Annotated in this window: 12 protein-coding genes and 1 tRNA gene; 3 read left to right on the top strand and 10 right to left on the bottom strand. The window is 68.9% G+C overall.

What is annotated here, in order from left to right; all coding sequences use genetic code 11:
• Positions 1–57 precede the first annotated feature (57 nt).
• Positions 58–1,113: a LacI family DNA-binding transcriptional regulator gene (locus tag AB0I66_RS31360; RefSeq protein WP_363211339.1), complete on the top strand. Its 1,056-nt coding sequence runs from the start codon at positions 58–60 to the stop codon at positions 1,111–1,113.
• A 78-nt stretch (positions 1,114–1,191) separates the two neighbouring features.
• On the opposite strand, the gene AB0I66_RS31355 is transcribed toward AB0I66_RS31360, so the two are convergent.
• The 4 genes from AB0I66_RS31355 to AB0I66_RS31340 all read right to left on the bottom strand — a co-directional run bounded on the left by AB0I66_RS31355 (position 1,192) and on the right by AB0I66_RS31340 (position 4,028).
• Positions 1,192–1,264 (bottom strand) — tRNA-His (locus AB0I66_RS31355).
• Between the two features lie 177 nt (positions 1,265–1,441).
• On the bottom strand, positions 1,442–2,044 hold the full coding sequence (gene orn / locus AB0I66_RS31350; RefSeq protein WP_363211338.1) for an oligoribonuclease: 603 nt from the start codon (positions 2,042–2,044) through the stop codon (positions 1,442–1,444).
• Between the two features lie 10 nt (positions 2,045–2,054).
• Positions 2,055–3,293 (bottom strand): helix-turn-helix domain-containing protein, encoded by a 1,239-nt coding sequence (locus tag AB0I66_RS31345; protein WP_363211337.1) that lies wholly within the window; start codon positions 3,291–3,293, stop codon positions 2,055–2,057.
• A gap of 438 nt (positions 3,294–3,731) precedes the next feature.
• The gene (locus AB0I66_RS31340) at positions 3,732–4,028 is read right to left on the bottom strand and encodes a hypothetical protein (protein ID WP_363211561.1); all 297 of its coding nucleotides are present in this window, start codon (positions 4,026–4,028) and stop codon (positions 3,732–3,734) included.
• 509 nt (positions 4,029–4,537) lie between these two features.
• Between AB0I66_RS31340 and AB0I66_RS31335 the strand changes: the two genes are divergently transcribed.
• Positions 4,538–5,062: a universal stress protein gene (locus AB0I66_RS31335; RefSeq protein ID WP_363211336.1), complete on the top strand. Its 525-nt coding sequence runs from the start codon at positions 4,538–4,540 to the stop codon at positions 5,060–5,062.
• 262 nt (positions 5,063–5,324) lie between these two features.
• Here AB0I66_RS31335 and glmS read toward each other — a convergent pair whose 3' ends face one another.
• The 3 genes from glmS to AB0I66_RS31320 all read right to left on the bottom strand — a co-directional run bounded on the left by glmS (position 5,325) and on the right by AB0I66_RS31320 (position 8,387).
• Positions 5,325–7,142: a glutamine--fructose-6-phosphate transaminase (isomerizing) gene (gene glmS / locus AB0I66_RS31330; protein ID WP_363211335.1), complete on the bottom strand. Its 1,818-nt coding sequence runs from the start codon at positions 7,140–7,142 to the stop codon at positions 5,325–5,327.
• Positions 7,143–7,152: 10 nt separating this feature from the next.
• Positions 7,153–7,410, bottom strand: a complete 258-nt coding sequence (locus AB0I66_RS31325; RefSeq protein WP_363211334.1) for a hypothetical protein — start codon at positions 7,408–7,410, stop codon at positions 7,153–7,155.
• An 86-nt stretch (positions 7,411–7,496) separates the two neighbouring features.
• Positions 7,497–8,387: a DUF4429 domain-containing protein gene (locus tag AB0I66_RS31320; protein ID WP_363211333.1), complete on the bottom strand. Its 891-nt coding sequence runs from the start codon at positions 8,385–8,387 to the stop codon at positions 7,497–7,499.
• Positions 8,388–8,516: 129 nt separating this feature from the next.
• Here AB0I66_RS31320 and AB0I66_RS31315 point away from each other — a divergent pair, with 129 nt between their 5' ends.
• On the top strand, positions 8,517–10,139 hold the full coding sequence (locus tag AB0I66_RS31315) for a beta-N-acetylhexosaminidase (protein ID WP_363211332.1): 1,623 nt from the start codon (positions 8,517–8,519) through the stop codon (positions 10,137–10,139).
• A gap of 64 nt (positions 10,140–10,203) precedes the next feature.
• On the opposite strand, the gene AB0I66_RS31310 is transcribed toward AB0I66_RS31315, so the two are convergent.
• The 3 genes from AB0I66_RS31310 to AB0I66_RS31300 are packed head-to-tail and all read right to left on the bottom strand — an operon-like array spanning position 10,204 to position 13,777.
• Positions 10,204–11,970 carry an IucA/IucC family siderophore biosynthesis protein gene (locus AB0I66_RS31310; RefSeq protein ID WP_363211331.1) on the bottom strand — a complete coding sequence of 589 codons (1,767 nt, stop codon included), beginning with the start codon at positions 11,968–11,970 and terminating at the stop codon, positions 10,204–10,206.
• On the bottom strand, positions 11,967–12,527 hold the full coding sequence (locus tag AB0I66_RS31305) for a GNAT family N-acetyltransferase (RefSeq protein ID WP_363211330.1): 561 nt from the start codon (positions 12,525–12,527) through the stop codon (positions 11,967–11,969). Before AB0I66_RS31305 ends, AB0I66_RS31310 begins: the two co-directional genes overlap by 4 nt.
• A complete protein-coding gene (locus AB0I66_RS31300; RefSeq protein ID WP_363211329.1) occupies positions 12,524–13,777 on the bottom strand; it encodes a lysine N(6)-hydroxylase/L-ornithine N(5)-oxygenase family protein in 1,254 nt (417 codons plus the stop codon). Before AB0I66_RS31300 ends, AB0I66_RS31305 begins: the two co-directional genes overlap by 4 nt.
• Positions 13,778–13,779: the final 2 nt, after the last annotated feature.

Genomic DNA, 13,779 nt, shown 5'->3' with positions numbered 1-13,779 from the left:
AGGCTGTTACATTCCTCTACATTCCTCGCCCGGGGGAAGTGCGACGGGAGGCGGACAATGCCAGCTCACGGACCGCGCGGCCGCAGCGGCGGACGACCGACCCTGGAGGAGGTCGCCGCGAGGGCGGGAGTGGGCCGCGGGACGGTCTCCCGGGTGATCAACGGCTCGCCGCGGGTGAGCGAGGCGACCCGGACGGCCGTCGAGGCCGCCGTCGCCGAACTCGGTTACGTCCCGAACACGGCGGCCCGCGCCCTGGCCGCCAACCGCACCGACGCCATCGCCCTGGTCGTGCCTGAACCCGAGACCCGCTTCTTCGCCGAGCCGTACTTCTCCGACGTCCTGCGCGGGGTCGGCGCCGAGCTCAGCGAGACGGAGATGCAGCTCCTGCTGATCTTCGCCGGGAACGACCGCAGGCGCCAGCGCCTGGCCCAGTACCTCGCGGCCCACCGCGTCGACGGCGTCCTGCTCGTCTCGGTGCACGCCGACGACCCGCTGCCGGACCTGCTCGCCCAGCTGGAGATCCCCGCGGTGATCAGCGGCCGCCGCTCGGCCGACGAGCAGCTGCCCTCGGTCGACTCCGACAACTTCGCAGGGGCTCACTCCGCGGTCGAACACCTCCTGTCGCGCGGCCGCACGCGGATAGCCACCATCACGGGCCGCCTGGACGTCTACGGCGCCCAGCGCCGCCTCGACGGCTACCGCGCGGCGCTGTCGGACGCGGGCCGGCCCGTGGACGAGCGGCTGATCGCGCCGGGCGACTTCACGGAGGAGGGTGGCCGCAGGGCGATGACGGAGCTGCTCGCGGCCTTCCCGGACGTGGACGCGGTCTTCGCCGGCTCCGACGTGATGGCGGCCGGCGCCCGCCAGGTCCTGCGCGAGGCCGGGCGCCGGATACCCGACGACGTGGCGCTGGTCGGCTTCGACGACTCGGCGATCGCCCGCCACATGGACCCGCCCCTGACGAGCGTGCGCCAGCCGATCGAGGAGATGGGCCGCGCGATGATCGATCTGCTGCTCGCCGAGATCGCCGACGACCGCCCGGCATCGGCCCGCCGCCTGGAGCACCGCCAGCTGGTCCTGCCCACGGAACTGGTGCAGCGGGCGTCGTCCTGAGCGCCCGCGGGTGAGACACGCGGGTGAGACACGAAGAAGGCCCGGTCCGCTTTCGCGGACCGGGCCTTGATCATTCAGGGTGAGTGACGGGACTTGAACCCGCGGCCACCTGGACCACAACCAGGTGCTCTACCAACTGAGCTACACCCACCATGTCCGGTCGTCCTGCGTTCTTCTGACCGGCCGAGAAAAAGTGTACAGGGTCCGAAGGGGTGCTCGCGCACGCGTTTTTCCGGACCCCGTACGAGGGGTGGTCACGGGGCTGGGGGCCCGGGGGTCGCCCCCGGAGGATGCAGCCCGGACCCCGTACAGAGGTGGTCCGCGGAGGTTACTCCGCAGGCAGCACGTACTTCGCCGCGATCGTTTTCGCGGTTTCCGAGTCCGGTCCGGGCTGCGGCACGAAGATCGCCTCGCGGTAGTAGCGCAGCTCGGCGATGGACTCGCGGATGTCGGCGAGTGCCCGGTGGTTGCCGTTCTTGTCCGGGCTGTTGAAGTAGGCCCGGGGGTACCACCGCCGGGCGAGTTCCTTGATGGAGGACACGTCGACGATGCGGTAGTGGAGGAACTCCTCCAGGGTCCGCATGTCACGCAGCAGGAAGCCGCGGTCGGTGCCGACCGAGTTGCCGCAGAGCGGCGCCTTCCGCGGCTCCTTGACGTGCTCACGTACGTACGTCAGGACCTGCTCCTCGGCGTCGGCCAGCGTCGTGCCCGCCGCCAGCTCGTCGAGGAGCCCCGAGGTGGTGTGCATTTTGCGCACCACCTCGGGCATGGTCTCCAGCGCCGCGTCCGGCGGGCGGATCACGATGTCCACACCTTCGCCGAGCACGTTCAGTTCCGAGTCGGTGACCAGTGCGGCCACCTCGATAAGTGCGTCATCCGTCAGCGAGAGCCCGGTCATCTCGCAGTCGATCCACACCATGCGATCGTTCATGCGTCTTACCCTACGGCGCACTCCTCTGGCCGGGCAGTGGCGGACGTCCTGGCGCGTACACATCCGAGTTCGGCTTCCCCGGATCCGCGGTCAGCGAGGCCGACGGGCCGACGGCACTCGCGGCCGCCGTACGCCGGGTCTGCGAGGGCACGGGTCCCGTGCCCTCCGCGTTCACCGTCGCCGTGGCGGGCACGGGCGCCGCCGATTCCAGCAGTGCCCGCTCACCCCCCTGCGGCCTGCGGGCGCGGTAAGCGGCCCGGTAGGCGGCGGGCGACGAGCCCAGCTGGCGCCGGAAGTGGCCGCGCAGGGCCACGGGCGAGCGGAAGCCGCAGCGGCCCGCGACCTCGTCGACGGAGTAGTCGGAGGTCTCGAGCAGCCGCTGTGCCTGCAGCACGCGCTGAGTGATCAGCCACTGCAGGGGAGCGCTCCCGGTGAGCGAGCGGAACCTGCGGTCGAAGGTCCGCCTGCTCATGTACGCGCGCGCGGCCAGGGTCTCCACGTCGAACTGCTCGTGGAGATGCTCCAGGGCCCAGGCGACGACCTCGGCGAGCGGGTCGGCGCCGATCTCCTCAGGTAAAGACCTGTCGAGATAGCGCTCCTGGCCGCCGGCCCGGCGCGGAGGCACGACGAGCCTGCGGGCGAGCGCGCCCGCCGCCTCGTTGCCATGATCCGTGCGCACGATGTGCAGGCACAGATCAATTCCGGCCGCGGTCCCCGCGCTCGTGAGCACGTCGCCGTCGTCGACGAAGAGCTCACGTGGGTCCACGTGGACGGACGGATATCGCTTGGCCAGCGTCGGTGCGTACATCCAGTGCGTGGTCGCCGGACGGCCGTCGAGCAGACCGGCCGCGGCGAGCACGAACGCCCCGGTGCAGAGGCCCACGATGCGGGCGCCCTCTTCGTGCGCGCGGCGCAGCGCGTCGAGTGCCTCCGGCGGTGGCGGTGAGGTGATCGACCGCCAGGCCGGCACCACGACGGTGCCCGCACGCCCTATCGCCTCCAGGCCATGTGGCGCGGTGAGTTCGAGCCCCCCGGTCGTACGCAGCGGTCCCTCTTCACCGGCGCAGACCAGCAGCCGGTAGCGGGGGACCCCGGCGTCCTGCCGGTCGATCCCGAACACGGAGAGCGGTATGGAACTCTCGAAGATGGGGCCACCGCTGAACAGCAGCACCGCGACAATCTCCCTGCGGCGGCGTCCGGAGAGTTTCCGCGACGCGGCTTCTTGCACGGCAGTGGAGTCGTGGCTCATGGTGCTAAGCCCCCCTCGGTCGTCGCGGCTCCCTGTTCTTGGCGTGCTCTGTCTCTGCGTGTCCTGCGTTCTCGGCGCTCTTGGCGTTCCTGTCGGACCTGTCGCTCCTGCACGTTTCCCCTCGGTCCTCCACCAGTCCCCCGCCGTAATACAGTCATGATCGAATCTACTGCGTCCCGTGCTGCCGGGGTGACCAGTTAAGGACCCGGCACTATGTCGACATGGCAACTTGGCGTGAAGCAGTCGATCACGAAGCGTTGCACTCACGGGCGTTGCTGGGAAGTGCGCCTCAGCTCCGTGGCCGGTCCCCGTAGGGTTCAGGCGCCCTCCGCATGCCTTTCAGCCCTGGTGGGACCGGGGTTGGGCACCCCTTCGGCCAAGGAATGCATGGCCATAGGAAGTTGGCTGAAAAGTTACGGGTAGGTGCGCGTGAATCGGTCAGTCCACCGGCGCTGACCCACCAGCATGCCGACCGCTCCTGCGCGCCCCCGGAGCCGTCCGTCCGTGCCGTCCACGGCGCTCGTCCGCCGGCTCGTCGCGCCGCTCGTCGACCAGCCGCGCCGCCCCCCGCTCGGACTGTCGCAGAAGCAGCCGGCAGACCCCCGTCACGGCAAGCAGGCCGAGGGCCGAGCCCGCGGCTCCCGCCAGCGAGGTCCCGTACCCCACGAGGACGACGGGAACCAGGACGCAGCTGAATGCCGCCCAGCGCACGACATCGCTCGCGGAGTCCTGCAAGGGGGTGGGCGGTGTCTCCTCGGCGCGTGGTGCCGGGACGCCCCCGCGCGGGCGCTCACGCGCCCCCTCGGGTAGGCGTCGGTGGCCCTGCGTCGTGACGCGTGGGGGCGTCGTGGCTCGTGAGGTCGTCGTGACTCGTGAGGACACTGGCGGCGGTCCAGGCACGGCGGGCTCCCTGTGGCGGTGGCGTACCGAGGTTCAACGCGTGGTCGCGCGGCCGGTCACTGGCGTGATCCTTGTGGCCGACGACAGCCCCACGGGTGGGTGCCCAAACCGCCTGTACGAGGCAGCAACCATTGCCATACGGGCGCCGCTCATGCATGCTCCGGTGAACGCCGTGAGGCTCCCGCAGGGCCGACAGCAAGCTCTGGGCAGGAGAGGAGTGTCGCCGTACCCTTGGGGGTATGGGGTTGGGAAGATGATTCCCGGACACAGCTCCACTCCCCATTGAGCCGCACGACCCGAACAGAGCCGACCCTCCCACAGAGGACTCCTTCGCCGAGACACCCATGGCCGGTCACGAATTCTCCGAACCAGCGGACCGCAAGCGGCAGGTCGCCGATTCCACGGCGATCCCCCAGGCGGCGGAACAACCACGTCATTCCTGCGATCCGGCCTTCCGGCACGGGGTCGTCGTCGGATTCGACGGCTCGACCTCCAGTGAACGCGCTCTCTCGTACGCGATCGGGATGGCCCATCGCTCGGGCTCGGGCCTGATCATCGTGCATGTCGCCAACCGGCTCCCCACCACGGTGTGGGCGGGCTGTGAGCCACCGGTCTTCGTCGACGTACCGGATCACCGCACGGAAGTGCTCGGTCTGGAGCTGGCCTGTGCGGACTACCTGGCCGAGGTGCCGTGGATTTTGGTCGAGCGCGGCGGCGACATCTGCCACGAGCTCGAAGAGGTCGGCCGGGAGTACTCCGCGGACGCCATCGTCGTCGGATCGACGCACGGGATCGTGGGGCGCATCTTCGGCTCGGTCGCGGGCCGGCTCGCGCGCCGTGCGCAACGCCCCGTCGTGGTCATTCCTTGACGGCCCTGCGTCCCAGGTGAGGTGCGGGTGGCGAGGCGTCAACTCCCTTGCCGTGTAGATAAATCTACTCGTGCGTAGAGGTGCTTTGTGTCCTTGTGAAGGGTACATACAGGGGCACGACCACCTGCCGACCGGGGAGTGACGGCTACCGGCTTGGGCAGGCGTGGGTCGGGGGAATGGGCGCCCCTGGCCCCTGAAGAACGACCCCTCGCACGCTTGGTGGCACGCGCGAGGGGTCGTTCATGTGTGGAGGGTGTTCCGACTACTCGACGGTGACCGACTTGGCCAGGTTGCGCGGCTTGTCGATGTCGCGGCCCAGGGCCAGCGCCGTGTGGTAGGCGAGGAGTTGGAGCGGAATGCCCATCAGGATCGGGTCGAGCTCGTCCTCGTTCTTCGGGACGAGGATCGTCTGGTCGGCCTTCTCCTGCTCCTGGTGCGCGACCGCGAGGATCTTGCCGCTGCGGGCCTTGATCTCCTCCAGGGCGGCGCGGTTCTTCTCCAGGAGGTCGTCGTTCGGGACGATCGCGACCGTGGGGAGCGCGGGCTCGATGAGCGCGAGGGGGCCGTGCTTGAGCTCGGAGGCGGGGTAGGCCTCGGCGTGGATGTACGAGACCTCCTTGAGCTTGAGGGAGGCCTCGCGGGCGACGGGGTAGCCGCGCACGCGCCCGATGAAGAGCATCGAGCGGGCGTCCGCGTATTGCTTGGCGATCTTCTTGATCTCGTCCTCCTGCTTGAGGATCTCCGAGATCTGGCCGGGCAGCTTGCGCAGGCCCTCGATGATCCGCTTGCCGTCGGAGACCGACAGGTCACGGATGCGGCCCAGGTGCAGGGCGAGCAGGCCGAAGGCGACCGTGGTGTTCGTGAAGCACTTGGTGGAGACGACGCAGACCTCCGGGCCCGCGTGGACGTACACGCCCGCGTCGGCCTCACGGGCGATCGCCGAGCCGACGACGTTCACGACGCCGAGGACGCGGGCGCCCTTGCGCTTCAGCTCCTGGACGGCGGCAAGCACGTCGTAGGTCTCGCCGGACTGGGAGACCGCGATGTAGAGGGTGTCGGGGTCCACGACCGCGTTGCGGTAGCGGAACTCGGACGCGGGCTCCGCGTCGGCGGGGATGCGGGCCAGCTCCTCGATCATCTGGGCGCCGATCATGCCCGCGTGGTACGAGGTGCCGCAGCCGAGGATCTTGACGCGGCGCACCTTGCGGGCGTCGTGCGCGTCCAGGTTCAGGCCGCCCAGGTGCACGGTGGAGAAGCGGTCGTCGATGCGGCCGCGCAGGACGCGGTCCACCGCGTCGGGCTGCTCGAAGATCTCCTTGTGCATGTACGTGTCGTGGCCGCCCATGTCGTACGACTCGGCCTCCCACTCCACGGTGGTCGGCGAGGCGGTCGTGCGGGAGCCCTCGGTCGTGTACGTGCGGTAGTCGTCGGCCTTGATGGTGGCCATCTCGCCGTCGTCGAGGGTGACGACCTGGCGGGTGTGCGAGACGAGCGCGGCGACGTCCGAGGCGACGAACATCTCCTTCTCGCCGATGCCGAGGACCACGGGGGAGCCGTTGCGGGCGACCACGATGCGGTCGTTGAAGTCGGCGTGCAGGACGGCGATGCCGTACGTGCCCTCGACGTGGCGCAGGGCCTCGCGGACCTTGTCCTCCAGCTTGTCCGCCTGAGCGCGGGCGATGAGGTGGGTGAGGACCTCGGTGTCCGTCTCGGAGAGGAACTCGACGCCGTCGGCGGTCAGCTTGGCGCGCAGCTCGGAGGCGTTGTCGATGATGCCGTTGTGGACGACGGCGACCTTGTTGTCGCCCGACATGTGCGGGTGGGCGTTCTCGTCGGACGGGGCGCCGTGGGTGGCCCAGCGGGTGTGGGCGATGCCGGTGGTGCCCTTGAAGCGGGCGGGCACCTTCGCCTCGAGGTCACGGACGCGGCCCTTGGCCTTGACCATCTTCAGGCCGGCGGTCTTGGGGCTGGTGATGACGACGCCCGCGGAGTCGTAGCCGCGGTACTCCAGGCGCTGGAGGCCTTCGAGGAGGAGGGGGGCCACGTCACGCTTGCCGATATAACCGACGATTCCGCACATAGAGGGTGTCCTAGCCGTAGATGATGCGACGCAGCTGCCGGAGGGTGAGCTCGGGCGGCGCGACCGCGCGGTATGTGAGATCCGCCGAGATCTGTTCGAAGATCGCCGCGTTCAGCAGGCCCTGACCTTGCAGTTCGCGGTGGCGGCGACGGACGAAGTCTTCGGTCGTCTCGTCGAAGTAGGCGAGCACGTCCTGGATGACCCGCAGCGCTTCGCCCCGCTGGAGCGGGGTGCTGCGGGTCAGGTGATCCACCAGGTCGTCGTGCATTCGTTGATCCTGAAGGAAGAGCCCCGCGCGTGCAACAATCCTGCCCGGTATCGGGCAGGGATGCGTCGAAAACTGGCCCCGACGGCTTACATCCGCTTCAGGATCGCCTGCTTGGCCACGGTGAACTCCTCCTCCGTGAGTATCCCGGCCTTGTGCAGCTCACCCAGCTCACGAAGCCGCCGCAGCAGGGCGTCATGATCGTCTTCCGTCGGAGCGGGCGCGGCAGCCGTCGTCAGGGCGGCCGGGGCCTCCGGCGCCGGCGCGAGGCCCGGCACCCCGGCCGGATGGGGCAACCGCACCTGCACGGCGGCAGCGACCAGCGCCATCAGCGGGTCCTTCTTGAAGCCCCACAGCTCGACCGAGTTCGGGTCGTACTTCGGCGGGGCCTTGGTCGGCGCATGCCGGACGGTGAAGCGGAGGTAGCCGTTCTCCAGGCCCACCGCGGGCTGCCACTCCACCGCCGCGACCTCGGAGAGGGACAGCGTGCGCGTACCGGACGCCGACTTCGCCTCCTCCGTCTTCCAGTTCCACTCCAGGCGGATGGTCTCGCCGTCGAAGCTGGCCGTGCCGTCCCCCGCCGAGACCGAAAGCGGCACCGAGGGACCCGGCAGCAGATAGCTGTCGCAGGGCACGGTCGGCACCTGCTCGAGCAGCAGCGCGTTGCGGACCTCGTCCACGACGTACTCCGCGACCCCGTAGCGGTCCGAGTCCACCGCGAGCTGATACGGGTCGGCGGCGTCCCCGAGCTTGCCCCCCGCGGCCTGCAGCAACGGGTCGGCGCCGTCCCGCAGCCGCAGCCTCAGGCGCCCCGACTTCTTGCCCTGTTCGAAGGCGATGCCCGCCAACGCGCCGAGCGGCACGGCCAGTTCTCCCAGCGCCTTGCGCAGCAGAGACACGTTCTTGTCGCGTCCCGGCACCAGGCGCAGCGTCTCTCCGTCGAAGGTCCAGGTCCCGTCGCGCTGGATGATTTCCGCCATGCGAGGATTCTTCCATTGGCGGGCGGCCGAAGTGGTCTACACCCTTGACCCGCCCCGGGGCGCAAGGTACCCATGGTGACCGTTCGATTGCGATGCACCACAGTGATGGCCCGTCGAAGGGACCCGCTCGTGAGACAGCACCACAGATCGACCCGCCTGTTCGGCTCGTTGCTGCTCGTCGCCGCGGCCGGCTTCTCGTCCGTGGCCGCCGCGCCCGTCGGTGACAGCGCGGCGCGGGACGCGGCCGCCGCCACCACGCCGACCCCGCTCGGCCAGGTGATCCCGGCCCCCGTGTCCGCCGACCCGGGCGGATCCCCGTACGCGATCACTGCCAAGACCCGCATCCGGGTCGACGACTCGCGTGACGCGCGCGGGATCGGCGGCTATCTGGCGGACGTCCTGCGCCCCTCCACCGGTTACTCCCTGAAGGTCACCGACGACGAGGGCCGCGACGGCATCCGGCTCCGGCTGAGCTCCAAGGACAAGTCCCTGGGCAACGAGGGCTACCGGCTCGAGTCCAGGAAGGGCTCGCTCACCATCACGGCCCGCAAGCCCGCCGGGCTCTTCTACGGCGTGCAGACGCTGCGGCAGCAACTGCCCGCGGCCGCCGAGAAGGAGACGAAGCAGAAGGGCCCCTGGCTGGTCGCGGGCGGCACCATCAAGGACGCGCCCCGCTACGCGCACCGCAGCGCGATGCTCGACGTCTCGCGGCACTTCTTCTCGGTCGACAAGGTCAAGCGCTACATCGACCAGATGTCGCTCTACAAGGTCAACAAGCTGCACCTGCACCTGAGCGACGACCAGGGCTGGCGCATCGCCATCGACTCCTGGCCCCGGCTCGCGACGTACGGCGGCTCCACGCAGGTCGGCGGCGGCAAGGGCGGTTACTACACCAAGGCCCAGTACAAGGACATCGTCAAGTACGCGGCATCACGGCAGCTCGAAGTGATCCCCGAGATCGACATGCCGGGCCACACGAACGCGGCGCTCGCCTCGTACGCCGAGCTGAACTGCGACGGCGTCGCGCCCCCGCTCTACACCGGCACCGAGGTCGGCTTCAGCTCGCTGTGCGCCAAGAAGGCGGTGACGTACGACTTCGTGGACGACGTCATCCGCGAGATCGCCGCGCTGACTCCCGGCAAGTACATCCACATCGGCGGTGACGAGGCGCACTCCACGAGCCACGAGGACTACGTGGAGTTCATGAACAAGGTGCAGCCCGTCGTCGCCAAGTACGGCAAGACCGTCATGGGCTGGCATCAACTGACCGGCGCCACGCCCGCCAAGGGCGCCGTCGCGCAGTACTGGGGTTATGACGCCACCGGCGCCGCCGAGCGCGAGCAGGTCGTGAACGCCGCGAAGAACGGCACCAAGCTGCTCCTCTCGCCGGCCGACCGCTCCTACCTCGACATGAAGTACAACAAGGACACCCCGCTCGGCCTCTCCTGGGCGGGCCTGGTCTCGGTGCAGCGCAGCTACGACTGGGACCCGGCGACGTACCTGAAGGGCGCGCCCGCGGACTCGATCCTGGGTGTCGAGGCGCCGCTGTGGTCGGAGACGCTCTCGACCTCGCAGCACATCGAGTTCATGGCGTTCCCGCGCCTGCCCGGCATCGCGGAGCTCGGCTGGTCGCCCGCGTCGACGCACGACTGGGACACGTACAAGGTGCGGCTCGCCCAGCAGGGGCCGCGCTGGGACGCGCTCGGCATCGGGTACTACAAGGCGCCGGACGTGCCTTGGCCCGGCAAGTAGGACAGCACGTACGAAGGTGGGGCTCGGGAGGACCGTCTCCCGAGCCCCACCTGGTTCATGGGCTCTACGCGATCGGGTTCTTCAGCGTCCCGATCAGCTGGAGCGCGCCCGCCGGGTCGGCGAGGTCCACCATCTGTTCGTTGTCCCGCAGCTGGAGCCGGTTCAGGCAGGAGCGCGCGAACTCCGGGGCGAACATGTCGTACTGCTTGAACTTGTCGGCCAGCTGAGGTGTGGCCTCCTGGTACGTCGTCACGCACTCGGCGACGGCGCCCCAGAACGTCTCCTCGTCCACCAGGCCCTCGGTGACGAGGTTCGCGGACAGGAAGCGGAGGAAGCAGTCGAAGACGTCCGTGAAGATCGACAGGAGCTTCTGGTCGTCGGGGACCTCGACCCGCAGCCGCTCGACCGCGGGCGGAAGGACCGCGTCCGGGTCCATGACCGCGATCTCCTCGGCGATGTCCTTGAAGATCGCCCGCTGTACGACGCCGTCCTTGAGGACCAGGATTACGTTCTCGCCGTGCGGCATGTAGACGAGGTCGTACATGTAGAAGCTGTGAAGGAGCGGCGTCAGGTAGGCGTGCAGGTAGCCGCGCAGCCACTCGGTGGGCGTGAGCCCGGAGCGCTCGATGAGGGCGCCCGCGAAGGACGCGCCCTCCAGGTCGGTGTGCAGCAGCGAGGCCATGGTGGCCAGTTGCTCGCCCTCGGCGAGGGAGGGGACGGGGCTCTCGCGCCACAGGGCCGCGAGCATTTTGCGGTACGGGGAGTAGCGGTCGGTGGCGGCCTCGTACTCCAGGTGGCGATAGCCGACGGCCGCGCGCTCGCGGATGATCGTCAGGCCGGTCGACTTCAGGGTCTCGTCGGTGTCGATGAGGTTCGCGAGCCAGTCGTTGATCGCCGGGGTCGCCTCCATGTACGCGGCCGAGAGCCCGCGCATGAAGCCCATGTTGATGACCGATAGGGCCGTTTTGACGTAGTGCTTGGCCGGCTCGCTCTTGTTGAAGAACGTACGGATCGACTGCTGGGCCAGATACTCGTCGTCGCCCTCGCCCAGGCAGACAAGATGCCGCTGGGCGACCTCGGCCGCGAAGGTCACGGAGAGTTTGTTCCACCACTGCCAGGGGTGGGCCGGGATGAGCAGGTAGTCGTCCGGGTCCAGGCTCTGCTCACGCAGTTTGCGGTCGAAGCGGTCCAGGGTCTCCTGGCCCAGCTCGGCCCGCAGGAACGACTCGTACTCGATGCCGGCGCCCGCCGTGAACGCGGCCCGCTCCTTGCTCGCGGCCAGCCACACGAGCCGTACGGGGCTCGCGGTCTCGGGGGCGTACGAGAGGTACTCGTGCACGCCGAAGCCGAGCCGGCCGTTGTTGGCGACGAAGCAGGGGTGGCCCTCGGTCATGCCCGTCTCGATCTCCTGGAAGCCGGAGCGGGAGAGCTCGGCGGAGGGGATCGCGGGCTTGGTCAGTTTGTAGCAGGTGCCGGAGAGGGTGGAGGAGATCTCCTCCAGGTAGACCGGCAGGATCTCGTCGCTCAGGCCCAGCGCCGTGCGCAGCTCGATGAAGAAGTCCAGCGCGTTGAGCGGGAGTTCGGTGCCGTCGCGGTGCCGGGAGATCGAGTCGGCGTCGACCTGCCAGTGGTCCAGGCGCAGCCGCTTGGCGGTGAAGCGGTAGCGGGTCAGGGCGTCGTCGCTGCGGATGACGTATTTGTCCTCGCCGAGCGGCTCCGGGGTGAAGAGTCGCTCGTGGGAGAACTCGGCGATGGCTTTGCGGATGAGGAGGCGGTTGGCCTGCTCCCAGCGCTCGGGGGAGAGGTGCGCCGTTGCGTCGGACAGGGTCATATCGCCGATTCCCTTTCGCGTACTGCTGTGTCGAACTGTTCCCGGGTGCAGAAGCTCAGCAGGGCCTTCTTCTCCGGCTTCTGGATGACATCGGAGGCGCGGAACCCGACGGCTTCGTTGAGGGCGTGCACGGCCTTGTTGTCGACGTCGGGCTCGACGACGACGCGCGCGGTCGCCGGGTCCTCGAAGAGCGTCGCCATGACCTTGGTGATCACGTCCCGGGTGAAGCCGGGGATGCGCACGTCGGAGGGCGCGGTGAGGAAGTGCATGCCCACGTCGCCGGGCTGCGGCTCGTAGAGGCCGACGAGCTCGACGTACCGGGGGTCGTAGCGCTCCATCAGGAAGGCGGGGACGCCTTTGTGCAGGCCGATGAACGCGTCGTGGTGCTCGTGGGCGGCGATGGCCATGTACTCGCGCTCGACGTCCGGCAGCGTCGCGTCCTGCATCATCCAGAACGTGGCCTTGGGGTGGGTCACCCAGCCGTGCAGGAGCTCGGCGTCCTTCAGCGGGTCGAGCGGGCGGAGGGTGAGGTCTGGATTCGTGCTCGGGTTGCTCATACGGCGAACTCCTGGAACGCGATGGACTTCTCGACGGGGTAGTACTCCGCGCCGAGCAGCTCACCGATGATGTACGCGTTGCGGTACGGGCCCATGCCCAGGTCGGGGCTGGTCAGCGAGTGGCTGTGCACGGCACCGTTCTGGAGGAAGATGCCGCGGCCCGTGGTGTCGATGGAGTAGTTGCGGGCGACCTCGAAGCGGCCGCGGCCGTCCCAGCGGATGCGGTCGCGCACGGGCTCCAGGAAGTCGGGCGTGACGTACTGGTAGCCGGTGGCCAGGATCAGGCCCTCGGACTCCAGCTCGAAGTCCTTGCCCTGCTCGTCCTGGTGCAGGCCGAGCGTGTACGTGCCGTTCTCGTGGCGGGCGCTCTGCAGCGAGGAGTTGGTGAGCAGTCGCGTCGGCACCGGGCCGGCGAGGTTCTTCTGGTAGAGCAGGTCGAATATCTCGTTGATCAGGTCGCCGTCGATGCCCTTGAAGAGCGTCTTCTGCTGTTCCTGGAGGCGGTAGCGGGTCGCTTCCGGCAGTGCGTGGAAGTAGTCGACGTACTCCGGGGAGGTCATCTCCAGCGTCAGCTTGGTGTATTCGAGGGGGAAGAAGCGCGGGGAGCGCGTGACCCAGTTGAGCTGGTAGCCGTGGACGTCGATCTCGCTCAGGAGGTCCTGGTAGATCTCGGCGGCGGACTGGCCGCTGCCGACGAGCGTGATCGACTCCTTCTTCTGGAGCTCCCGCTTGGACTGCAGATAGCGGGAGTTGTGGATGAAGTCGCCGCCGAGGCCCGCGCACGACTCGGGGATGTGCGGCGGGGTGCCGGTCCCGAGGACGAGGTGGCGGGCGCGCAGGGTGTCGCCGGTGGAGGTGTGGACGACGTACAGATCGTCCTCGTACGTCACCTCGGTCACCGTCGTGCTGAAGCGGACCGAGGAGAGCTTCGCGGCGGCCCAGCGGCAGTAGTCGTTGTACTCGGTGCGCAGCGGATAGAAGTTCTCGCGGATGTAGAAGGAGTACAACCGCCCCGCTTCCTTCAGGTAGTTGAGGAAGGAGTAGGGGGACGTCGGGTCCGCGAGGGTGACGAGGTCCGACATGAACGGGGTCTGGAGGTGTGCGCCCTCCAGGAACATGCCCGAGTGCCACTCGAAGTCCGGCTTGGACTCCAGGAAGAGGCCGCTGAGCTCGTCGATGGGTTCGGTCAGGCAGGCGAGGCCGAGGTTGAAGGGGCCGAGACCGATGCCGATGAAGTCCAGTGGTTCCATCG

Source organism: Streptomyces sp. NPDC050439 (genome assembly GCF_040655335.1).
GTDB lineage: Bacteria > Actinomycetota > Actinomycetes > Streptomycetales > Streptomycetaceae > Streptomyces.
This window is presented reverse-complemented; position numbering and strand designations above follow the sequence as displayed.